Annotated in this window: 23 protein-coding genes; 16 read left to right on the top strand and 7 right to left on the bottom strand. The window is 34.2% G+C overall.

Going from position 1 to position 22,466, the window contains the following annotated elements:
- The first annotated feature begins 34 nt into the window (after positions 1 to 34).
- The 4 genes from ACFO5O_RS01175 (at position 35) to ACFO5O_RS01160 (ending at position 4,814) form a co-directional block, all read left to right on the top strand.
- Positions 35 to 955 carry a polyprenyl-phosphate transporter gene (locus tag ACFO5O_RS01175; RefSeq protein ID WP_387960129.1) on the top strand — a complete coding sequence of 307 codons (921 nt, stop codon included), beginning with the start codon at positions 35 to 37 and terminating at the stop codon, positions 953 to 955.
- On the top strand, positions 956 to 1,975 hold the full coding sequence (locus ACFO5O_RS01170; protein ID WP_387960127.1) for a DUF368 domain-containing protein: 1,020 nt from the start codon (positions 956 to 958) through the stop codon (positions 1,973 to 1,975).
- A complete protein-coding gene (locus ACFO5O_RS01165) occupies positions 1,944 to 2,705 on the top strand; it encodes a shikimate dehydrogenase family protein (RefSeq protein WP_387960125.1) in 762 nt (253 codons plus the stop codon). The genes ACFO5O_RS01170 and ACFO5O_RS01165 overlap by 32 nt, the downstream gene beginning before the upstream one ends.
- 81 nt (positions 2,706 to 2,786) lie before the next feature.
- Positions 2,787 to 4,814, top strand: coding sequence for a DUF349 domain-containing protein (locus ACFO5O_RS01160; protein ID WP_387960123.1), 2,028 nt, complete (start codon positions 2,787 to 2,789; stop codon positions 4,812 to 4,814).
- Between the two features lie 187 nt (positions 4,815 to 5,001).
- Here ACFO5O_RS01160 and mazG read toward each other — a convergent pair whose 3' ends face one another.
- From mazG to ruvX, 5 genes are all read right to left on the bottom strand, one after another.
- On the bottom strand, positions 5,002 to 5,775 hold the full coding sequence (mazG, locus tag ACFO5O_RS01155; RefSeq protein ID WP_387960121.1) for a nucleoside triphosphate pyrophosphohydrolase: 774 nt from the start codon (positions 5,773 to 5,775) through the stop codon (positions 5,002 to 5,004).
- A 101-nt stretch (positions 5,776 to 5,876) separates the two neighbouring features.
- On the bottom strand, positions 5,877 to 6,305 hold the full coding sequence (locus ACFO5O_RS01150; protein WP_387960119.1) for a DUF5606 family protein: 429 nt from the start codon (positions 6,303 to 6,305) through the stop codon (positions 5,877 to 5,879).
- A 63-nt stretch (positions 6,306 to 6,368) separates the two neighbouring features.
- Positions 6,369 to 6,959: a peptide deformylase gene (gene def / locus ACFO5O_RS01145; protein WP_387960117.1), complete on the bottom strand. Its 591-nt coding sequence runs from the start codon at positions 6,957 to 6,959 to the stop codon at positions 6,369 to 6,371.
- 107 nt (positions 6,960 to 7,066) lie between these two features.
- Positions 7,067 to 7,639 carry a T9SS type A sorting domain-containing protein gene (locus tag ACFO5O_RS01140; protein ID WP_387960115.1) on the bottom strand — a complete coding sequence of 191 codons (573 nt, stop codon included), beginning with the start codon at positions 7,637 to 7,639 and terminating at the stop codon, positions 7,067 to 7,069.
- Positions 7,640 to 7,802: 163 nt separating this feature from the next.
- Positions 7,803 to 8,213 (bottom strand): Holliday junction resolvase RuvX, encoded by a 411-nt coding sequence (ruvX, locus tag ACFO5O_RS01135; protein WP_387960113.1) that lies wholly within the window; start codon positions 8,211 to 8,213, stop codon positions 7,803 to 7,805.
- Positions 8,214 to 8,323: 110 nt separating this feature from the next.
- On the opposite strand from ruvX, the gene ACFO5O_RS01130 reads away from it, so the two are divergent.
- Genes ACFO5O_RS01130 through ACFO5O_RS01110 form a run of 5 tightly spaced genes read left to right on the top strand, consistent with a single transcriptional unit; the run spans position 8,324 to position 12,317 of the window.
- Positions 8,324 to 9,139 carry a 2,3,4,5-tetrahydropyridine-2,6-dicarboxylate N-succinyltransferase gene (locus ACFO5O_RS01130; protein ID WP_387960110.1) on the top strand — a complete coding sequence of 272 codons (816 nt, stop codon included), beginning with the start codon at positions 8,324 to 8,326 and terminating at the stop codon, positions 9,137 to 9,139.
- Positions 9,140 to 9,148: 9 nt separating this feature from the next.
- On the top strand, positions 9,149 to 9,778 hold the full coding sequence (locus ACFO5O_RS01125; protein ID WP_387960108.1) for a sulfotransferase family 2 domain-containing protein: 630 nt from the start codon (positions 9,149 to 9,151) through the stop codon (positions 9,776 to 9,778).
- Between the two features lie 41 nt (positions 9,779 to 9,819).
- On the top strand, positions 9,820 to 10,500 hold the full coding sequence (locus tag ACFO5O_RS01120) for a phosphocholine cytidylyltransferase family protein (protein ID WP_387960106.1): 681 nt from the start codon (positions 9,820 to 9,822) through the stop codon (positions 10,498 to 10,500).
- A 1-nt stretch (position 10,501) separates the two neighbouring features.
- Positions 10,502 to 11,548: a CDP-glycerol glycerophosphotransferase family protein gene (locus ACFO5O_RS01115; RefSeq protein WP_387960104.1), complete on the top strand. Its 1,047-nt coding sequence runs from the start codon at positions 10,502 to 10,504 to the stop codon at positions 11,546 to 11,548.
- 1 nt (position 11,549) lies between these two features.
- Complete coding sequence (locus tag ACFO5O_RS01110; protein WP_387960102.1) at positions 11,550 to 12,317, top strand: glycosyltransferase family 2 protein; 768 nt, start codon at positions 11,550 to 11,552, stop codon at positions 12,315 to 12,317.
- Here the strand turns inward: ACFO5O_RS01110 and ACFO5O_RS01105 are convergent.
- Positions 12,314 to 13,072: a lipopolysaccharide kinase InaA family protein gene (locus ACFO5O_RS01105; RefSeq protein WP_387960100.1), complete on the bottom strand. Its 759-nt coding sequence runs from the start codon at positions 13,070 to 13,072 to the stop codon at positions 12,314 to 12,316. The genes ACFO5O_RS01110 and ACFO5O_RS01105 overlap by 4 nt on opposite strands.
- Before the next feature lie 59 nt (positions 13,073 to 13,131).
- Between ACFO5O_RS01105 and ACFO5O_RS01100 the strand changes: the two genes are divergently transcribed.
- The 4 genes from ACFO5O_RS01100 to ACFO5O_RS01085 are packed head-to-tail and all read left to right on the top strand — an operon-like array spanning position 13,132 to position 16,762.
- On the top strand, positions 13,132 to 13,692 hold the full coding sequence (locus ACFO5O_RS01100) for an L-threonylcarbamoyladenylate synthase (RefSeq protein WP_387960098.1): 561 nt from the start codon (positions 13,132 to 13,134) through the stop codon (positions 13,690 to 13,692).
- A gap of 43 nt (positions 13,693 to 13,735) precedes the next feature.
- Positions 13,736 to 15,154, top strand: a complete 1,419-nt coding sequence (locus ACFO5O_RS01095) for a CCA tRNA nucleotidyltransferase (protein ID WP_387960096.1) — start codon at positions 13,736 to 13,738, stop codon at positions 15,152 to 15,154.
- 38 nt (positions 15,155 to 15,192) lie between these two features.
- Positions 15,193 to 16,209, top strand: a complete 1,017-nt coding sequence (locus tag ACFO5O_RS01090) for a COX15/CtaA family protein (protein ID WP_387960094.1) — start codon at positions 15,193 to 15,195, stop codon at positions 16,207 to 16,209.
- A 37-nt stretch (positions 16,210 to 16,246) separates the two neighbouring features.
- Positions 16,247 to 16,762, top strand: a complete 516-nt coding sequence (locus tag ACFO5O_RS01085; protein ID WP_387960092.1) for an IS1096 element passenger TnpR family protein — start codon at positions 16,247 to 16,249, stop codon at positions 16,760 to 16,762.
- Here ACFO5O_RS01085 and ACFO5O_RS01080 read toward each other — a convergent pair.
- Entirely contained in the window at positions 16,759 to 17,817 is a 1,059-nt protein-coding gene (locus ACFO5O_RS01080) for a hypothetical protein (protein WP_387960090.1), read from the bottom strand. The genes ACFO5O_RS01085 and ACFO5O_RS01080 overlap by 4 nt on opposite strands.
- A gap of 124 nt (positions 17,818 to 17,941) precedes the next feature.
- On the opposite strand from ACFO5O_RS01080, the gene ACFO5O_RS01075 reads away from it, so the two are divergent.
- From ACFO5O_RS01075 to ACFO5O_RS01065, 3 genes are read left to right on the top strand one after another with little or no spacing between them, the layout of a single operon-like run.
- Entirely contained in the window at positions 17,942 to 18,841 is a 900-nt protein-coding gene (locus ACFO5O_RS01075; protein WP_387960428.1) for an ABC transporter ATP-binding protein, read from the top strand.
- Positions 18,842 to 18,868: 27 nt separating this feature from the next.
- Positions 18,869 to 19,693 carry an ABC transporter permease gene (locus tag ACFO5O_RS01070; RefSeq protein ID WP_387960088.1) on the top strand — a complete coding sequence of 275 codons (825 nt, stop codon included), beginning with the start codon at positions 18,869 to 18,871 and terminating at the stop codon, positions 19,691 to 19,693.
- A 27-nt stretch (positions 19,694 to 19,720) separates the two neighbouring features.
- Positions 19,721 to 22,426 (top strand): T9SS type B sorting domain-containing protein, encoded by a 2,706-nt coding sequence (locus ACFO5O_RS01065; protein WP_387960086.1) that lies wholly within the window; start codon positions 19,721 to 19,723, stop codon positions 22,424 to 22,426.
- Positions 22,427 to 22,466: the final 40 nt, after the last annotated feature.

Below are 22,466 nucleotides of genomic sequence, written 5' to 3'. Positions count from 1 at the left end.
TACCTACCTTTACGTTTCTTATTAAAATTGTAAAATGCAACGACGCTTTTTAGATTATTTTATAATTTCGACTAAAGGGATTGCTATGGGTGCTGCAGATGCCGTTCCTGGGGTTTCAGGAGGTACAATTGCCTTTATTTCTGGAATCTATGAAGAATTAATAACAACTATTAGTGGTGTAAAATTATCACTGATTAAAACATTACGACATAAAGGGTTTTCAGCCTTTTGGAAACAACTTAATGGAAATTTCCTATTAGCATTAATGAGTGGTATTATTATAAGCTTTGTTTCATTTATGAGGTTGGCCAAATACCTTATCGAACATCATCCCATACTCATTTGGTCTTTCTTTTTTGGTTTGATATTAGCCAGTATTTATTTTGTTGGAAAACAAATTAAAACATGGGGTCTTCCCGTTTATATCGCCCTAATTTTGGGCACATTAACTGCGTATTACATTACAACTTTACCAACATTAGCGAGCAACGAGAGTTCCTATTTTTTGTTTATTGCTGGAGCTATTGCCATCTGTGCTATGATACTACCGGGCATTTCGGGATCATTCATTTTAGTTGTTTTGGGTGCTTATAAAACCTTAAGTGATGCTTTGCATGACTTCGATATAAAAAAAATAGTCCTGTTTGGATTGGGCGCAGTAATAGGTTTATTAAGTTTTAGTCATGTGTTAAAATGGCTATTTAAACATTACCACAATATAACATTGGCGATTCTCACCGGGTTTATTTTTGGGTCGTTGAATAAAATATGGCCTTGGAAAGAGGTGTTGACTTGGCGAACTAACTCTGAAGGTGAGAAGTTTCCACTTCTCGAAAAAAGTATATCTCCATTTACTTTTGATGGTGATCCTCAGTTAACTTTTGCTGTTATTTTAATGCTAGTTGGGTTTTTGACCATTATTGTTTTGGAAAAACTAGGCTCTAAACGAGGTTAAATGCAGAGTACCCGAACATTCAAAGATCGATTATTCCTGGTCATAAAAGGACTAGGGATGGGTGCTGCCAATAAAGTCCCAGGAGTTTCGGGTGGCGTGGTCGCTTTTGTGGCCGGTTTTTATGAAGAATTTATTTATTCGCTTCAAAGAGTCAATAAAATAGCATTCCGACTTTTGTTAGATGGGCGATTTAAAAGCTTTTACAATTATATTAATGGTCGGTTTTTATCCTTGCTCTTCCTTGGAATGATTGTGAGCTATTTTAGCGTGTCTAAAGTATTGGATTATTTTCTGGTTCATTATGAGCTCTATGTGTGGAGCATGTTCTTTGGGATGATTATAGGTTCCATTTATTATATCAATAAAGACTTTAATGATTGGCACTATAAAACCATATTATCATTATGTATTGGAATACTAATTGGCGTGGGTATAAGTTTTTTAGATCCCGCTACAGAAAATGATAATCTTCTTTTTGTTTTCTTCTGTGGAATCATTAGCGTTTCAGGAATGACCTTACCTGGTTTTTCAGGTTCATTTATTTTGATACTTTTAGGCAATTATGTCCTGTTACTGGTCGATGCCGTTAACTCACTCTTTGATACCATTTATGATATTTTAGGTGGTAATTTTGACTTTATTTATAATTCTGAACGCCTTACCTTGCTAAAGGTACTAGGCGTTTTCACTCTGGGGTCAGTGGTTGGACTGGTCACTTTTTCTCATGTACTCAGCTATATTTTAAAGCATTATAAAAGCATTACTACAGCAACTATAATCGGTTTTATTGTTGGGTCTTTAGGTGTTGTTTGGCCATGGAAAAAAACCATTTTTAAATTGAATGAAGAAGGACATTATATATTTGATTCTGCTGGACATAAAATAGTCGCTAATTATGAGCGTTATATTCCCGAGCTAAATACAGAAACTTATTTAGCTATTGCCTTTATTGGGCTTGGAATACTAGCTGTATTGGCATTGGAACTCTATGGACAAAAAACAAGAAAAGGATATGTCTAAATTGGGGCTTTTAGGAAAACAAATTTCATACTCATTTTCACGTACTTATTTTACTGAAAAATTTGAGAATGAAAATCTGCATTTCACGTATGAGAATTTTGATATCGAAGATATTTCAGAATTCCCTTCTGTTCTCAAATCCAATCCAACTTTGGTAGGATTAAATGTAACCATTCCATATAAAGAACTTATTATTCCTTACTTGGACGATATTAGTGACCAAGCTAAAGAAATTGGAGCGGTTAATACGATTAAATTCTCAAAAGATGGCAAGTTAAAAGGTTATAATACCGATTGTTACGGATTTGAAAATTCCATCAAACCCTTTTTAAAACCACATCATCAAAAAGCTCTAATTTTAGGTACCGGTGGTGCTTCAAAAGCTATTGCCTATACCTTAAAACAATTAGGTATTGCGTTTCATTATGTTTCTAGGTCAAAAAATACTTTAGCAACATTTACTTATGACGATTTAACCGAAGCCATTATTGGAGCCCACACTGTCATCATCAACTGCACACCTGTGGGCACCCATCCAAAAGTCAATGATTGCCCCGATATTCCTTATGATGGTATTACAAAAGCGCATTTACTATATGATTTAATCTACAATCCGCAACAAACCAAATTTTTAACTTGCGGTGAGATTCTAGGTGCAACTACGACCAATGGCCTGGATATGCTAGAGTTACAAGCAGAAAAAGCCTGGGAAATTTGGAACTTGACTTAAATACCTTCCTAATTATCGCTTACTTTTTGAATTTCAATGTCTTGTTACTATCTTTAACACTTGAACAAATACATTGTAACAATGTCAGAGCAAGATAACCTGCAAGATGCAGATGGAAAGTTAACTATAAATGAAAACAAATCTGCGAAGGTAGAAGTTTTAGAAACTCAAGAAGAGACTTCAGATCATCCTGATAAAATACAGGATAACGTTTCTGATGAAATAGAGGCTAATGCTCCTGAACTTACTTCAGATAATGAGGAACAAGCTTCAGTCTCTGAAGAAGATTCTAATGTTTCAACTGAAACAAAAAAAGATGCGCACGTCGATGAAATTGAAGAATCTAATGCAGAAGATGCAGAAGACGAAAGCAATAGTGAACGTCACAGTTTAGAAGAAAAAGATTACCATGCCATGTCTATGGAGCAATTGGTAATTGAATTTGAAAAATTACTTAAGCATCAAAAAATTCAAACCATCAAATCTCATGTTGATGAGATTAAATCTGAATTTAATTCAAAGTTTACAGAAGTCCTTGAGGAAAAGAAAGAAGATTTTTTGAACGATGGTGGTGATGAAATTGATTTTTATTATACCTCACCCGCAAAAAAGGAATTCAACACACTTTATAAAGAATACCGAAACGGACTCAACGCTTATTATAAAAATTTAGAGGCCAATTTAAAGGCAAATCTAGAAACGCGTTTGCAAATTATTGAAGAAATAAAAGGCCTTATCAATGTTGAGGAAAACATAAATACTACCTACAAACACTTTAAGGACTTACAAGAACAATGGCGAAACGCTGGTCCAATTCCAAGAGATAAATACAATAATGCTTGGAATACCTATCATCACCATGTTGAAATATTTTATGACTTTTTACACCTTAACCGTGACCTAAGGGACATGGATTTTAAGCATAACCTCGATCAAAAATTAAAGATCATTGAACGTGCTGAAGAATTGGCAAAAGATGATAATGTAAACCGCTCCTTTAGAGAACTACAGGTACTCCATAAAATGTGGAAAGAAGATCTTGGTCCCGTAGATAAAGAACATCGTGAAGCAATTTGGGAACGGTTTAGCAATGCAACAAAAACCATCCATGACAAACGTCAGGCCTACTACGCCGATTTGGATAAAGCTTATGAGAAAAACTTAGAGCGTAAGGAAGGCATAATCGAACAAATAAATACGGTTGCCAACGATCAGGGTAATACACATCAAGCATGGCAAAAAAAGATAAAAACCATTGAGGCTTTAAGGCAAGAATTTTTTAATGCCGGAAAAGTTCCAATAAAAGTTAACGAAGCTACTTGGTCAAAATTTAAAGAAGCCGTAAGGGTTTTTAATAGAAAGAAAAATGCATTCTATAAAGGTTTAAAGAAGGATCAATATGACAACTTACAGAAAAAATTAGAACTCATAAAAATTGCCGAGGATAATAAAGACAGTGACGATTTTGAGACTGTAACACCTTTAATGAAAAAAATCCAAAGTGATTGGAAAAAGATTGGTCATGTTCCTAGAAAAGACAGTGATAAAATTTGGAAGAAATTTAAAGCGGCTTGTAATCATTATTTTGATAGAGTTCACGAGCAACGCAAGTTAGAAAATAAAGATCTTTATGACGCTTTCGACAAAAAAGTGAAGCTTCTAGATGCTATAAAAAATCTAAAATTAACTGGAAAGTCTGAAGCAGACATTGAAACCATAAAGAAAAAAATAAGTGATTGGAAAGCTTTAGGATCTGTACCCTACAATAAGCGTTATATTGAAGGGAAATTCAATAAAGCACTTGACGAAGTATTCAATAAGCTTAAAATGGATAAGTCTGAAGTTGAAATGATCAAATTTGAGAACAAACTCGAAAACCTTTCGCAGCCAGATGACACTAGACTATTAGACAACGAACATAACTTTATTAGAAAGAAAATAGACGAAGTTAAGAGCGAAATTAATCAGCTAGAAAATAATCTTCAATTTTTCTCTAATGTAGATGATGATAATCCTTTGGTCAAAGACGTTCTCAATAATATTGAAAAACACAAAGACAATCTTAATGTTTGGGAAGAAAAACTCAAAAAACTAAAAGATATGTACTAAATAATAAAATCCTATCTGTAAAAACAGATAGGATTTTACCCCTAACTAAACTAATTTTTAAACCTTAATTACATCCGCTTAACTATATAATTAAGATTACCTACTTATGATTATGAAACTTGTTAAAGTTTCTAATTAGTATATATACGGTACCAATTAAATTTTGGATTATCGCAATATAAAAAAATCACATTTTTTTTGCTTCTTCCCAAAATACATCCATTTCGGCAAGTGTCATATCTCGTAATGATTTATTGCTACTCTTGGCTTTAGATTCCAAATACTGAAAGCGTTTAATAAATTTTTTATTGGTGCGTTCAAGAGCATTTTCTGGATTAATTTTTAAGAATCGGGCATAATTCACTAATGAAAACAAAACATCGCCTAATTCATTCTCCATTCGCTCTTTATGATTGTGCTGCACTTCGTTTTGTAGTTCGCGTAACTCCTCTTCTACCTTTTCCCAAACCTGCTGTGGTTGTTCCCAATCAAAACCAACGCCAGCAGCTTTATCTTGAATACGATTGGCCTTTACCAAGGCAGGGAGACCATTAGGCACACCCTCTAACACACTGGTTTTACCTTCTTTTAGCTTTATTTGTTCCCAGTTGCGCTTAACATCTTCTTCATCATTCACCTCTACATCGCCATAAATATGAGGATGGCGTTCTACCAATTTGTCACAGATCTCGTGGCACACATCGGCAATATCAAAAGTATTTGTTTCGCTTCCTATTTTAGAATAAAACACGATGTGAAGGAGTACATCACCGAGTTCCTTTTTTACCTCATCTAGATTTCCATCTAAAATTGCGTCACCCAATTCATAAACTTCTTCTATTGTAAGATGTCTAAGAGTTTCCATGGTTTGTTTTTTATCCCATGGACATTGAGCACGCAGCTCATCCATAATAGTTAACAAACGCTCAAAAGCCTTAAGTTCCTTGGTTTTATCTGCCATAAATCGTCTTGAATTAATAGGCTATAAAAATACAAGGAAATCGGGTTTTTACCCTAAACGAAAATAGTATTCTTTAAAAAAGATATTAACTAAACACGACCTTATTCTTCCTCTTCAGACACGGATTCATCTGAAGTATCTTCAATTAGATTTAACAAATCATGTGCTTGCAAAAGATTATACCACTGTACCACTTTTTTAATGTCACTCGCATAAACGCGATCTTCATCATAATCTGGTAACACTTCAAAAAAGTATTCTTCTAGAGTATCTTTAGAATCTTTATGACTAATGGAAGTTGGTTGACCGTTTTCCTTTTCTTTAATTTTTTTAAATACCTCTTTCAATGGAAGCTCTTCGGTTAAGGTATAAATCGCTATTTCACTTAATACACTAATATTGCTATGTACGTTTACGGTCAGCTTTTTTTTGTCTATAAGGGATTCGGCCACAAATCCACTTCTGGTTTGGGTGATAATCTTGAAAAGTCCAGGCTTTCCAGAAATGGATAAAATTTTATCTAAACTCATAAGTTAACTTTAGTCTTATTTTGAAAGTTGACAAATATAATTTATTACTCTAAATTAATCTATTTACCTTTTCTTTTTTTGAGCAGGAAAACGCATTCTATAGTCTACACTAATTTTCCCCTTTGATATGTTGGCAAGTTTACCTTTGATTAATCGCTTTTTTAAAGATGACAATTTATCGGTAAACAAAATCCCCTCTATATGGTCATATTCATGTTGTATGACTCTGGCAACTAAGCCATCAAACTCTTCAATATGGGTTTTAAATGCTTCGTCTTGATACTGAATTTTTATTTTTGATTTTCTAAATACATCTTCCCTAATGTCTGGGATACTCAAGCAACCCTCACTAAATGCCCATTCATCACCATCTTCTTCTAAAATTTGAGCATTGATAAACGTGCGCTTAAAATCCTTCAATTGCTGTTGTTCTTCGGAAGTTAAATCCTCATCTTCAGAGAATGGTGAAGCATCTACCAAAAAAAGACGAATTGGTAACCCAATTTGAGGAGCAGCAAGTCCAACACCAAATGCAGCATACATAGTGTCGTACATATTTTGAATTAACTCATCTAATTTTGGGTAATCTTGAGTTATTGGTTCAGCCTCTTTTCTCAATACGGGATCACCATAGGCTACAATAGGTAATATCATTTTGTAATTGTTTAGGATGCAAAAATACAATTCTAATGGGCATTTACTAGAATTGGGCATAAAAAAACTCCTTTGTTTCAAAGGAGTTTTTTAATGAGGATATCCCTCTATTTCATTATAATTATTTTACGCGTCGTGGAGGCTTCATCAGTTGATATCTTTAGTAAATAGATGCCATTCGTTAAATTTTTCGTGCTAATTTCCTTACTACTTTGATTACTAACAAAGTCTTTAGAAATCAGCTTACCCGCTACGTTATAAATCTCAAAATTAGCCGATAAATTTGATTTAAATTTAACAGTAATGATATCTCCTTTCAATAAGGGGTTAGGATAAACACTGACTTTATCATTAAACGAAACTTCATCGTCTGATAGTGTGGCTAAAGTTCCATTAATATATTGGCAAGTTCCTCGTCCTGGAAAAGACACAACAAAGTCATCAGGATCAGATAAAGCACCACTGGTTGAAACATAAAATAAATCAGTTCCATTACAGGATGACTTTGAAAATGTTATACCAGTACCCTGATAAGTAACAAATATATTTTGGCTATAATTCGCACAAGCACCTGAATTGATTTTAAAATGTATCGTTGTAGTAGAAGTTTGATTGCCTAACATTTCAGGACATGCAAACTGAGCATGAATTACATTGGCTGTAAATAAAGCCAGTAACATAAGTAAAAAGTAATTTTTTTTCATATAAATAGATTTAAGGGTATATCAAATATAATTTCCCAACTTAATCTTAATCAATATTTTAGATAAAATCGTATTAATACTCGATTAACAGATTAAAAGTAGTCTTTTACCGATAAATTCCAAATATTTTAGTAAAAATTTATTTTGATTGCAAATAACTCTGAAGAATAATAGTAGCACTAATTTCATCAATTAGAGCCTTATTTTTTCGTTTGCTTTTATTTAAGCCACTATCAATCATGGTTTGAAAGGCCATTTTTGAAGTGAAGCGTTCATCGACGCGCTCTATGGGAATTGACGGAATTTCTTTACGCAATTTCTTAATAAATTCCTGGATAGAAATTTCACTCTCTGAAGCCGTATTATTCATTTGTTTGGGCTCTCCAATAACAAATAATTCAACAGATTCCTTACTCAAATAGGTCTGCAAAAACGAAATAAGGTCTATAGTGTTTACTGTTGTTAAACCAGAAGCAATGATTTGCAATTCGTCAGTTATTGCAATACCCGATCGTTTTGTTCCATAATCAATTGCTAAAATTCTCGCCATATACTGCAAAGTTATTATAAATACCTTTGTTACAATAGCAATTTCATATTTTTCGTTATTGCATTTACATAACTCAATTATAGCCTTTATCTTTGCACAAATTTTAATAAATGGATCAACTACAAAATATAATTGAAAACGCTTGGAACGATAGATCGTTATTGACTGATAAAGAAACTATAGATAGTATTAAAAGTGTCATTGATTTATTAGATCAAGGCACCTTAAGAGTTGCCCAACCAACCGCTAATGGTTGGCAAGTTAACGAATGGGTCAAAAAAGCTGTTGTGCTTTATTTTCCTATTCAAAAAATGGAGACTTTTGAAGTGGGCATCTTTGAGTATCATGATAAAATTCCTTTAAAACGTGGTTATGCTGCAAAAGGCATTCGCGTTGTGCCCCATGCTGTGGCTAGACATGGTGCTTATATTTCTTCTGGAACCATCTTAATGCCAAGTTATGTAAATATTGGTGCTTATGTTGATGAAGGCACTATGGTTGACACTTGGGCAACCGTAGGCAGTTGTGCTCAAATTGGCAAAAATGTGCACTTATCAGGCGGTGTTGGTATAGGCGGAGTTTTAGAGCCTTTACAAGCAGCACCTGTAATTATTGAAGATAACGCCTTCATAGGCTCAAGATGTATTGTGGTTGAAGGAGTTAGAGTTGAAAAAGAAGCTGTTCTTGGCGCTAATGTTGTGCTAACAGCCTCTACAAAAATCATAGACGTCACAGGAGACAAACCTGTAGAGATGAAAGGTATGGTCCCTGCACGATCAGTGGTTATACCTGGAAGCTACGCAAAACAATTTGCTGCAGGCACATTTAATGTACCTTGTGCTTTAATTATTGGTAAAAGAAAAGCTAGTACCGACTTAAAAACCTCACTTAATGATGCATTACGTGAATATAACGTAGCTGTATAAAACATCATTATGAGATTTAAACTTATTGAGCCAGTCAAAAATAGAATAGGACTTTTTTTTAATTCCCCAGTTAGACAAGGTAGACATAAAAAGTATGTTTTTATCCACATTAATAAAACAGGTGGCACTAGTATTATAAGTATTACTGGTAAAGCATTTAGAAAGCACCTAACCGTAAAGGATGTCATTAAATACATTGGCGTTAAGAAATGGAATCTAATTTATAAATTTACTGTGGTTAGAAATCCTTATGCAAAAGTAGTTTCTCAATATAAGTTTAGAACCAAAACAAATAAATCTAATATGACCAAACAACCAATATCATTTAAAGACTGGGTTATAAAGGTATTTGTTGAAGAAGACAGTTATTATTATGGAAAGAGACCTTTACTATATCAACCACAAGTTGAATGGTTAAAGAACAAGGAAGGTGAAATTGACATCAATCAAATTATTCGATTTGAAAACTTAAATGTAGAATTCGAAAAAGTTGCAAACACTATTGGTATCGCGTCAAGTTTACCTCATCTCAATTCAACCAAAAAATCTAATTATAGAGAGTACTACGATCAAGAAACAAAAGCCATAATTACTGAATATTTTAAAGAAGATATTGAAACATTTGATTATAGCTTTTAATTTTTTTGATAGTAGTGCTTAAAATACCTTAATTTTACTGTATGAAAATCATAATTCTTGCTGCCGGCATTGGCTCTCGCTTGGGAAATCCTTTTCCAAAACCCCTTACACCATTAAAAAACGGAAAAAGCATTATGCAAATGCAGACAGAGAATATTGCTTCTAAATTTAACATAGATGATATTAACGTGGTGGTAGGATTCAAAAAAGACCTTATCATGGAACGGTTTCCTGAACTTACCTATGTTTACAACCCTTTTTTTGATAGAACTAACACCTCAAAAAGTTTGCTTCAGGCTTTAAAAAAACACCGAAATGAAGCTGTGCTCTGGTTTAATGGCGATGTGGTTTTTGATGAAAATCTGTTAAACATTTTACTTCCTCACATAAAAAATAACACCTCTTTTGTGGCTGTAAATACGAGTAAAGTCGCAGAAGAAGAAGTTAAATATACACTCAAAAATGGCTATATCGATGAATTGTCTAAAACTGTTGAAAATGGGCTAGGCGAAGCCGTTGGAATCAATTTTATATCTTCAACCGACATTAAAAAATTCATTACCAGATTAGAAGAATGTGACGATAATGATTATTTTGAACGCGGGTTAGAACTTGCAATTGAAAAAGATGGAATCCAAGTTACCGCCGTAGATATTTCGGCTTTTAATTGCATGGAAATCGACTTTTTGGAAGACCTAGAAAACGTGAACAATTTGTTGTAACATGAAATGTATTCTTTTCTGTCAAAACAATTATGCCTTTGGGATTCTTCAGCCCATTAAAGCCTATCTTGACCAGAAAAATCATGAACATTTATGGTATGTTTCAGAAAAAATTATCAATGATTTTCCTTATAAATCAGATCATTTCACAACTTCCATTGCAGATTTAGTAGCCTTTAATAGTGATGCTATTTTTGTGCCAGGAAATGAAGTGCCTTATTATTTAAGAGGTTTAAAAGTTCAGGTTTTTCATGGTTTAGCAGGTGAAAAAAAAGGACATTTCAGAATTAGGCATTATTTCGATCTCTATTTAACCCAAGGGCCTTATTTTACAGATACCTTCAACCAATTAAAAGCAATTCATAAAGATTTTGATGTCATTGAAACTGGATGGCCAAAGCTGGATGTCTATGCCACGGATGCCAAACTTTATGATGATGAAAAACGAAATTTATTAAAAGCATATAGCGCTAAAACCATAGTGCTATATGCGCCTACGTTTTCACCAAAATTGACTTCTGCCCCATTTCTTTTGGAAGAATTAAGGCATTTGGCTAAAAATGAAGACTATTTAATATTATTGAAATTCCATCCTTTAATGGACCAACAATGGGTTGAAGCTTATAAAACATTAGCCGACCAAACACAAAATATCATTTTTGAAACCGAAAAGAATATCATCAAATTTTTGTTGATGGCTGACTTACTCATCAGTGACACCTCTTCGGTAATTTATGAGTTTTTATTATTGGACAAACCTGTGGTTTCCTTTAAAAACATTTCTGGCCATATTCATTGGGAAGATAGTTTAGATTATAATGAACTCATTCCACTTGTTGAAAAAAACTTAAATGAAGATCCTTTTGCTGCCAAACGAAATTATATTTTCGAGCAATTTCATCCCTATAATGACGGAAAATCTGCCGAACGTATGGTTGAAGCGGTTCAAAACTATATTCAAGAGCATGGTGTTCCATCCTACAGAAAGTTATCATTCTTAAGACGAATGAAAATCAATTCCATGTTCAATAAACCTAAATCTATCTAACATGATCAAAATTTCTGGCGTCATTATCACCTACAATGAAGAAGAGCATCTAGAAAAATGTTTGGCCTCTATTGCCGATGTTGTTGACGAAATTATAGTGGTCGATTCCTTTTCAACTGATAATACTCCGGCCATATGCAACAAATTTAACGTACGATTTATTGAACAGGAGTTTTTAGGCTATATTGAACAGAAAAACTTCGCACTTTCGCATGCAAAATACGATTATATCCTGTCATTAGATGGTGATGAAGCCTTGTCTGATGAGTTAAAATCTTCCATATTAAAAACAAAGAATAATTGGGAATATGACGGCTATTATTGTCACCGATTAAACAACTATTGTGGCCAGTGGATTAACCATTCTGATTGGTATCCCGACAGAAAATTGAGGTTATTCAAAAAAGATAGTGGCGAATGGAAAGGTATTAACCCCCATGATACCTACACACTCAAACAAGGAAAAACCCTTGGAAAGTTAAATGGGAATTTATTGCACTGGATTTACAGAGATTACTCTGAACACAATTTGAAAGTCGAGCAATTTTCATCTATCGCTGCACAGGCTTATTTCGATTTGGGTAAAACGGCTTCGCTATGGAAAATCTTTTACCGACCATTATGGGCCTTTTTTAAGGCTTATGTTTTAAGGCGAGGGTTTTTAGACGGTTTAAACGGATTTATTATTTGTGTGCAAACTTATAATGTGACCTTCTTAAAATACATTAAATTAAGAGAGCTACATAAAAACAAAAGGCGGATGTCTTAATATTTCCAGAATTTTAAACGCTTTTTCCAACGTTTTTTTCTGTAAAATTGTTTTTGAAAAGTTTCTGTTGCATTCCACATTAATCTAAACACTTTTTCATAGTCTTCATTAATGAGTTTTGCATACTCATCACTCATAACTTCAACCATTGATTTATGAATCGTAAGTCTAGAAAAATTCGTAATTCTGGTATTGAAATCTAGCGTTTCAAATCGCATTCGATTTAAATCAACCAAATAAAATTGATAATCGTCATGGACTTTTTTTATCAAAGTGTTTCCAGGAGAATGATCTAAAAAATGAATTTGATTTTCATGTAACTTATACGTAAATCGTGTAAAGGCCCTTAAAATATTCTCGTAGTCGGGATAGTCAAAATCATTTGTCAGAGTTCTATAAGTTAATTCACAATTAATATGTTCACTAACATAAAAGCTGCGTTTAAATAAAAAGGCTGTAGTGTCCTCATAATATGCTATAGGCTGTGGAGTTCCTATTCCTTTATCAATTAACAAATTGGCGTACTCAAAAGAACGTTGAGCTTTACTCTTTCTTAAGAATTTATAGGCAATTTGATTAAATATATTAGGGACTTTAAATGCCTTAATGTTGACTTCTTTCTCCCCTATTTGAAAGACTTTAATGGTATTTCGGGCAGCTTTACCAAATTGCACACCCGAATGCTCGAATTGAGCGATAAAACGATCAATTTCAGTTTGTTTAGATTTAAATGAAGCTTGTAAGACGCATTTCATACGGCAATATTACAACTTTTCTTATTTTTGCATTCATATTTTCTCTAGATAAATTCTGCATGCAACGTGAAATCCAAGAGTGTTTAGCCATATTAAAACAAGGTGGAATCATCCTTTATCCTACCGATACCGTTTGGGGAATTGGTTGTGATGCCACAAACCCCGAAGCTGTAAAAAAAATCTTCCAACTCAAACAGCGTGATGACAGTAAGGCGCTTATTTGTTTGGTAGCTGATGACCGCATGTTAAAAAAGTATGTGAAGCATGTGCCTGAAGTTGCCAAAGACATGTTTGATATCCCAGAACAGCCCATCACCATAATTTATGACCATCCTCAAAATTTGGCTCAAAATCTAATTGCAGAAGATAATACCATTGCAATTAGAATTCCAGATGACGATTTTTGCTTTCAATTGCTGCGTAGATTTAACGGTGCCATTGTTTCAACTTCTGCAAATATTAGTGGATTTCCTACTCCAAAATCCTACAAAGAAATATCTGAAGACATTTTAAAAGGTGTGGACTATGTCGTAAATTTGCATCACGATAAAATCATGGCTAAACCATCATCCATTATTAAATTAGAAAGTGATGGAAAAGTAAAAGTGATTAGACCATAATAGAATTGTAATCCAACATTCGTTGAGTCGTGTCAACAAAAAAATGAACTTAAAACAAGCCTTACAACATAACGTTTTTGACGTCATTTCTAAATCTGCACAAGAACTTGAGTTGGACGCTTATGTTATTGGCGGTTTTGTGCGCGATGTTCTGCTTAAACGACATTCAAAAAAAGATATTGATATAGTAGCCATTGGCAGTGGTATTGCTTTAGCTAAACACGTTGCTAAAAACCTACCCCACAGTCCAAAAGTTCAAGTGTTTAAAACTTATGGCACTGCGATGTTGCGCTATAACGCAATTGAGATTGAATTTGTAGGTGCTCGAAAAGAATCCTATACTGAAACCAGTCGAAATCCAATTGTTGAAAACGGTACTTTGGAGGACGATCAAAATCGCCGCGATTTTACCATTAATGCACTTGCTATTTCTTTAAATGAAAAATCATATGGTGAGTTATTAGATCCTTTTAATGGCCTAGATGATCTTGAAAAGAAAATCATTAGAACACCTTTAAACCCTGATATCACCTATAGCGATGATCCATTACGCATGCTACGAGCTATTCGTTTTGCTGCGCAGCTTGATTTTAAAATAGAGCAGGAATCGCTTGATGCTATTGCACGAAATAAGGAGCGAATTAAAATCATTACCAACGAGCGTATCTCGGTTGAATTGAATAAAATTCTCGAAAGCGAAATTCCTTCAAGAGGTTTTTTACTTTTAAACCAAACAGGTTTGTTAGACATTATTTTACCCGAACTTACAGCACTAAAAGGCATTGATGAAGTTGAAGGCCAACGTCATAAAGATAATTTTTATCACACATTAGAGGTTGTAGATAATATTTCAAAGCATACCGATGACCTTTGGTTGCGTTGGGCTGCTTTACTACATGATATTGGTAAAGCGCCGACTAAAAAATTCAGTAAAAAAGTAGGTTGGACCTTTCATGGCCATGAATTTGAAGGCAGCAAAATGGTATACCGTTTATTCAAACGTCTCAAACTTCCTTTAAATGATAAAATGAAGTTTGTACAAAAAATGGTGTTAATGAGTTCTCGCCCCATTGCTCTTGTTGATGAATCTGTGACAGATTCGGCTGTACGCCGTTTGGTTTTTGATGCAGGCGATTATGTTGACGATTTAATGACCTTATGTGAAGCAGATATCACTACTAAAAACCCTAAAAAATTCAATAAATATCACAATAATTTTAAAGTTGTTAGAGATAAGATTATAGAAGTAGAAGAACGCGACCATATCCGAAATTTTCAACCACCTATTACAGGCGAAGACATTATGAAAACCTTCAACTTACAACCTTCAAAGGAAATCGGAATCATCAAAGAAACCATAAAAGAGGCGATATTAGAAGGCGAAATCCCAAATGAATACCATGCCGCTTATGATCTTATGTTGAAAGAAGGCAAGCGACTCGGACTTAAAATTTCAAAATAATTCGTGATCTATCACCTATCAGAATCCCTATAGTTCAAATGAAAAAAGACAATAAAAAAGTAATTTACTGGCTTCTAACCGGATGTGTACTAATCTTCATAATGGTGGTTATTGGTGGTATTACACGATTAACTCATTCTGGTTTATCCATTTCTAATTACAAATTAATTTCTGGAACAATCCCGCCTATGAATGAGGTAGAATGGCAAGAAGCTTTTGATCTTTATAAGCAATACCCCGAATACCAAAAACTCAATACTCATTTTACACTCGAGGATTTTAAAGACATCTATTTTTGGGAATGGTTACACCGTTTTATTGGGCGTATGATTGGTTTGGTGTTTTTCATCCCATTTGTTTATTTCTTGGTTACTAAACAACTTTCAAAGCCCACCATTAAAAAGGCTTTAATTTTACTGGGCCTAGGTGCTTTTCAAGGCTTTTTAGGTTGGTACATGGTTAAAAGTGGTCTGGTTGACCGACCAGACGTTAGTCATTATAGGCTTGCAGCTCATCTCACTACAGCGTTCATCACTTTTGCCTACACATTTTGGGTGGCAATGGATTTGGCCTTTCCTAACAGCAAACATATTGATAGAAGTTATAGAAATTTGATTCGAACTGGATATGCTATCTTGTTAATACAGATTATTTATGGGGCTTTTGTAGCAGGTTTGGATGCCGGATTTATACACAACCACTGGCCCATGATGAGTGAAGGTAAGTTTATGCATGAGACCGTTTACATTGAACAAAGTCCACTTTATAAAAATTTTATCGAAGGTAAAAGTGGCGTACAATTTGTTCACAGAATGCTAGCTTATGTGGTAGTTATTTTCATTTTAATTATTTGGAAGAAATCAAAACAAATAACCTTGACGCACTTCCAAAAAATGGGTATCCAGGCACTTTTGATTCTGGTTGCTCTTCAATTTCTACTTGGTGTTTTAACTATAATGTTACAAGTTCCTGTGTGGTTAGGCATTGCACATCAAATGGGTGCCTTTTTCTTGTTAACAGCAATGACTTTTACACTGCACCGCTTCAGTAAATAAACGAAAAAAAGTTACCTTTGTACTCTAAATTATAACTATGATTTACAGGTTTCGAATTATTCTGGACAATGATACAGATCAGGATGTTTTTCGTGATTTAGAAATTCGCGAAACAGATAGTCTTGAAGATCTTCATAATGCCATTGCACAATCGTTTGGCTTTGATGGTCTTGAAATGGCTTCCTTCTACATCAGTGATGATGACTGGAATCAAGGTGAAGAAATTTCAATGTTTGATGTGAGTGAAGGTGAAGATAAAATTAGGCTCATGAGTGAAACTGCAATTAATGATGTTGTTCATGAAATGCAAACCAAGCTAATTTATATCTACGACTTTTTAAGCATGTGGACCTTTTTTGTAGAATTGGCCGAAATTGTTGATGAAGCTGAAGGTGCAGATTATCCTAACTTAATGTTTGTCCACGGGCAAATTCCTGATGAAGCTCCTGAAAAATCTTTTGAAGCTGAAGATTTTGAAGATTACAATGAATTTGACGACGATCTCGATATCGACGATTACAGTAATTTAGATTTTGACGAAAACTGGAACTAAAATCGTTTAGTGTTCACGGTTTCGTAATTACGTTTTACAAAGGCTAAAGCGTTCTTAACAATCTCTCCCATATTTTTACTTCGCTTAAATTCAACATCCTGGGTATATTCAAAAATGGTTGTTTTTAAAGCCGTAATGTGCTCTTTTATAGAAATGGTATCATGTATCATACAATCTAATAATTCATCTATACGATCGTGATAACTGATGAGTCGTTTTGCAACAATGGAGCGCTCTTCAATTTTATATTGGTCTACAGATTCTTTTTGAAATTTCTCCTGAACCAACTCTACCATTTTGATGTTTTCTTTAAAAAACTGTGGTCTATAAATATTGAATTTACCTTCATAACATTGCTGATCAAAATCTATCGCCCTGATTTTATACACCACATGATCAAAATCGTGAGTTGGAACAATCACGTAATTGTAAGAGCGCATATCGCCTAATAATCGTATCATACAACGCTCATTAAACTTTACAAATTCTTTCGCAATTTGCGATTTCTCAGATTCTGTACATTCCGGTAACATTCCTTTTATAAACTCATCTCCCGGTATTCCCGCTATATGCTCTTCAATCAAAGTGTTTTTTGACACTAAAAAGTTAAGGTTATAAGGCGATAACATATGCTCTAATTCAAGGCCGTAAATTCGAGAAGCATCAGCTTTTTTTATATAAAAATAAGTGTAGTTATCGTTTAAAACATTTCTAATTTTAATTCGGAAGGGTTTAGAATTCCCAAAAGTACAGTAGTCAATAGCATCGACACTTAAAAAAGGAAAGGTTTTTTCATTTCCATCAGAATGAAGAATTGTGTAGACCTTTTTTAAATTCAAATCGATATCTTTTCGCTCAAACTCATTATAATACACTCGAATCCAAAGGGTATCTTGATCGTTTTTATCATATACTACCACCGATCCCTGAAACCTCAAAAGGTCATCATAAAAAATAGGCAACCTTATATTTCTGTTGTATTCAGAAAGATAGGCATCCAATTTTTGAGTTACTGGATAGGAAGGTTTCTTCTTTGAAATCTTTAAATCTTGCATAATTCGTTTCTTACAACTAAATTAAAGCTTTTTCTGATAAGCATGTAACAATTTTTCGGGATGCTCGTCATACTTTTACAACTAACCTATGCTGAACAGTTTTCGGCATCAAAATATTTTCATATTGGAGACCATTCTCACCATCAATAATCTTACAAAAAAATTTGGTTATTTAACAGCGGTTAAAGACCTGTCGTTTACCATAAACAAAGGAAATGTTTATGGTATTTTGGGTCCTAACGGAAGTGGAAAATCAACAACTTTAGGTATTGTACTTAATGTAGTCAATAAAACTGAAGGGAGCTTCCATTGGTTTGACGGCAATACTACAACTCATGATGCCTTAAAAAAAGTAGGAGCTATTATTGAACGACCAAATTTTTACCCGTATATGTCTGCCTACCAAAATTTAAAATTGGTTTGCAAAATTAAAGGTGTTGATTACAGTAAGATTGATGAAAAACTGGAAATTGTTGGGCTACTTGATCGTAAAGACCATAAGTTTAAAACCTATTCGTTAGGGATGAAACAACGTTTGGCCATTGCTTCGGCATTACTGAACGATCCTGAAATTTTAATCCTAGATGAACCCACCAATGGATTGGATCCACAAGGTATTCACCAAATTAGGTCGTTAATTAAACAAATTGCAAGTCAAGGAACAACCATTTTATTAGCTTCGCATTTATTGGACGAGGTTGAAAAAGTGTGCTCTCATGTAGTAGTTTTGCGAAAAGGTGTGAAATTATATTCAGGTCCTGTTGAAGAAATGATTTCTAGTCATGGCTTTTTTGAATTAAAGTCGAATAATCACGACGAGCTCATTTCATTACTAGAAACCGATACCAAATTTGGAAACATAAAAGTAGAAAATGGTTTGATCACTGCATTTTTAAATGAGCCCATGGATGCCACTGAATTTAACAACTATATGTTTAAGCAAGGTATCACATTATCGCATTTGGTAAAACGCAAAGAAAGTTTAGAAGAGCAATTTTTAAAGCTAACTGATAAACTTAATTAACCATCCAACACTAATTCACCAACTACTATGTTACGACTTATAAAATTAGAATTACAAAAACTTTTATTAAATAGAGCGAGTAAGGTATTGATCTTTATTTCCTTTATTTTACCCTTTACGGTTTTGGTTCTTTCATCAATCAAGATTAATTTTTTTGGATTTTTTACTTTAGAATTAGGGGAGCTAGGAATATTTAACTTTCCTATTATCTGGCATATTACCACATTTTTCGCTGCACAGTTTAAATTCTTCTTCGCCATCGTCGTGGTGAGTATGATTGGGAATGAATATAGCAACAAAACCATCAAACAAAATTTGATAGACGGTTTAAGTAAGAAGGAATTTATCCTTTCTAAATTTTATACAATTGTCTTTTTTTCACTTTTGGCAACAGTGCTTATAGGTGTATCATCTTTACTCATTGGTCTATATTATTCAAGTTATACGGAAGCCGCGATAATTGTTAGAGAAACCGATTTTTTACTAGCTTATTTTGTGAAGTTAGTCGGCTTTTTTAGTTTGTGTTTATTCTTTGGAATGCTCGTGAAGCGTTCAGCATTTGCTTTAGGTTTTTTATTCGTTTTATTTATTTTAGAGAACATTATTCTTGGTCTTATCACATGGCAGTTTAATTACGATATCGCTGAAAAAATTCAGAATTATTTTCCGCTTAAATCTATGTACAAATTAATTGACCAGCCATTTCAACGTATAGTTATGACCAAGTTTCCAGATAAACAAGAAATTGCTTATGATTATGCCGTTCATTGGCATGAGTTTGTTATCGTAATAGCTTGGACAGCCATATTTGTATTTTTATCTTATAGATTATTAAAAAAGCGGGATTTATAATATCTTTGTTAGCTATCGCTAACATGAATGAAAAAGACCATACTATTATCCCTCTTTTTGTGTTGCTTTTCGTTGTGTTTTTCACAGAATGAAGCGTCTAACTGGTATTTTGGTGAAAATGCCGGACTGACTTTTAATTTAAACGCGAATTCCATCGCGGTTCAATCCAATGGACAACTTAATACTAGAGAGGGCTGTGCATCTATTTCAGACAGTTCTGGAAACTTACTTTTTTATACCGATGGCACCTCAGTTTGGAACAGAAACCATCTTGTTATGAATAATGGTTTTGGTCTTTATGGAGATGCATCGAGTACGCAATCGGCAATTATTGTACCCAAACCAGAAGACCCAAATATTTTTTATGTATTTACAGTAGATAACAATATTGACCGTCAAAATTTTGGATTGAATTATTCTGAAGTTGATATGTCTTTAGATGGCGGTCTAGGAGCGGTAACCTCAAAAAACATCAATCTTCTAGCCATTTGTTCTGAAAAGATTACAGCAGTTTTAAAAGATTGTATCACTAAATCAATTTGGGTGGTTACATTAGCTTCCATTGATGGTTTTGGCGAACCTTTTGATACTTATCATGCCTTTGAAGTTAATACTTTAGGGGTGAATTCAACTTCTGTAAAATCAACATTTAATTTAAATGTTACTGATAATCGTGGTTATCTAAAATTATCACCAGATGGCACAAAAGTAGCTAGCGCCAATTCTCAAGATGGTTTGTACATCTACGATTTTGATACAGATACTGGTTTGTTAACTAACCAACAATCACTTTTTATTAGTTCATCAAGCAATAGACCTTATGGGGTTGAATTCTCACCAAATAGTCAATTACTTTATGTGCATTCATCCAATGATTTTTTTGATCGTCAAGACCCAAATAATGCTAACAATCCTGCAAACCATCGTTCAACCTTAACACAATTCAATCTTATGGAAGCAAACATTCAAAGTTCTGAAATTACTTTGGATGATAGGCAGCTTTACAGAGGAGGCTTACAGCTTGGCCCAGACGGCAAAATTTACAGAGCCTTAAGTGCAACTTATAATCAAGGGCTTCCAAATTTAGGTGTTATTAACAACCCAAACAGTATTGGGTTGGCGTCTAATTATATTCATAATGCTATAAACTTATCCCCTAATAACTCATCACAAGGTTTACCACCGTTTATTGCTTCCTTTTTTAATTCTGAAATTGATATTATAAAAAATGGACAAAGTTCAATTAGTTTAGAATTATGTGATGGTGATTCTTATATGTTAATTTCTGAAAATCTGCCAGGAGCGACCTATTCATGGACCTTTAATGGGACACCCTTAACTGAAAGTGATTTTGATTTAGAAATATTTCAAGAAGGTCATTATGAAGTGTATATCGAACCTAATAATGGGGACTGCGCTTTTGAAGGCCAAGCTTACGTTACCTATAATGAAAACCCTGAAGCCTTTGACACTATAATCATCCAATGTGATGAAGATGGATTTCCAGATGGTTACACAACATTTAATATCAATCAGGCCTTTGATGCGATTACCGGTGGTGCTAATGACAGGAGCATTGATTATTATCAGTCCTTAAATGATGCCAATAACGACACCAATGCCATCAATGGAAATGCCTTTAGCAATACACAAAACCCACAGACCATCTTTGCCAAGGTTTTCAATACCAACACCGGATGCTCCACGATTGCACAGGTTACCCTAGAGGTAAGTCTTACCAATTCCAATGACGCTACTTTAGAAGTTTGTGATGATGACGGTACCGAGGATGGCTTTAGAGCCTTTACACTTTCTGATGCTAATGCCGATGTTCTGGCCGGATTGCCTCCAGGTCTTGACATTGCCTATTATCAAACCTATAACGATGCACTATTGGAACAGAATGTACTTCCCAATACCTTTACCAACACAACAGCCTATTCTCAAACCATATTTGCAAGGGTTGAAAATGCCAATGCCTGTTATGGTATCAGTGAAGTTCAGCTTACCGTTTTTGAATTACCCAATATTGAAACCACGTTTGAAACCCTATACTGCCTTAATTTCTTCCCGCAGACCTTAACGCTAACCGGAGGTGTTATTGGAGATTCTCCCAATAATTATTATTACAGCTGGTCTACCGGAGAAACTACTTCAACCATTAGGGTTAATGCCATTGGTACTTATACGGTCACCGTTACCAACACTAATGGTTGTTCAAAGAACAGGACGATAACCGTATTACCTTCTAATATCGCGACCATAGCCAATATCAATGTGGTAGATGCGACTTCCAACAATAGCATTGTGGTACTCGTTACAGGCGAAGGCGATTATGAATATGCTCTTGATAATCCTAATAGTCTCTATCAGGACAGCAATACTTTTGAAAATGTTAGAGCCGGACTTCATACCGTTTATGTAAGAGACAAGAACAACTGCGGAATCGTAAGTGAACAAGTATCCGTTATCGGATTTCCAAAATTCTTTACACCAAATAACGACGGGTTTAATGATACTTGGCAGGTCGATGGGATTTCGGCACAGTTTCAGGCAAAGAGTATTATCTATATCTATGACAGGTACGGTAAACTACTCAAAGAGCTTAACCCAATTGGCCCAGGATGGGACGGTACCTTCCATGGCGACCCATTACCAACTAATGATTATTGGTTTGAAGTCACGCTTCAAGATGGAAGACTTTTTAAAAGCCATTTTACGTTAAAGCAGTGAAAAAGTGAATTTCATCGTATAATTTTGCATTTCGTCTAAT

The organism is Geojedonia litorea (genome assembly GCF_042654525.1).
In the GTDB taxonomy this organism is placed as follows: domain Bacteria; phylum Bacteroidota; class Bacteroidia; order Flavobacteriales; family Flavobacteriaceae; genus Geojedonia; species Geojedonia litorea.
The sequence above is the reverse complement of the archived record's forward strand: the minus strand, read 5'-3'. Positions and strand labels throughout refer to the sequence as shown.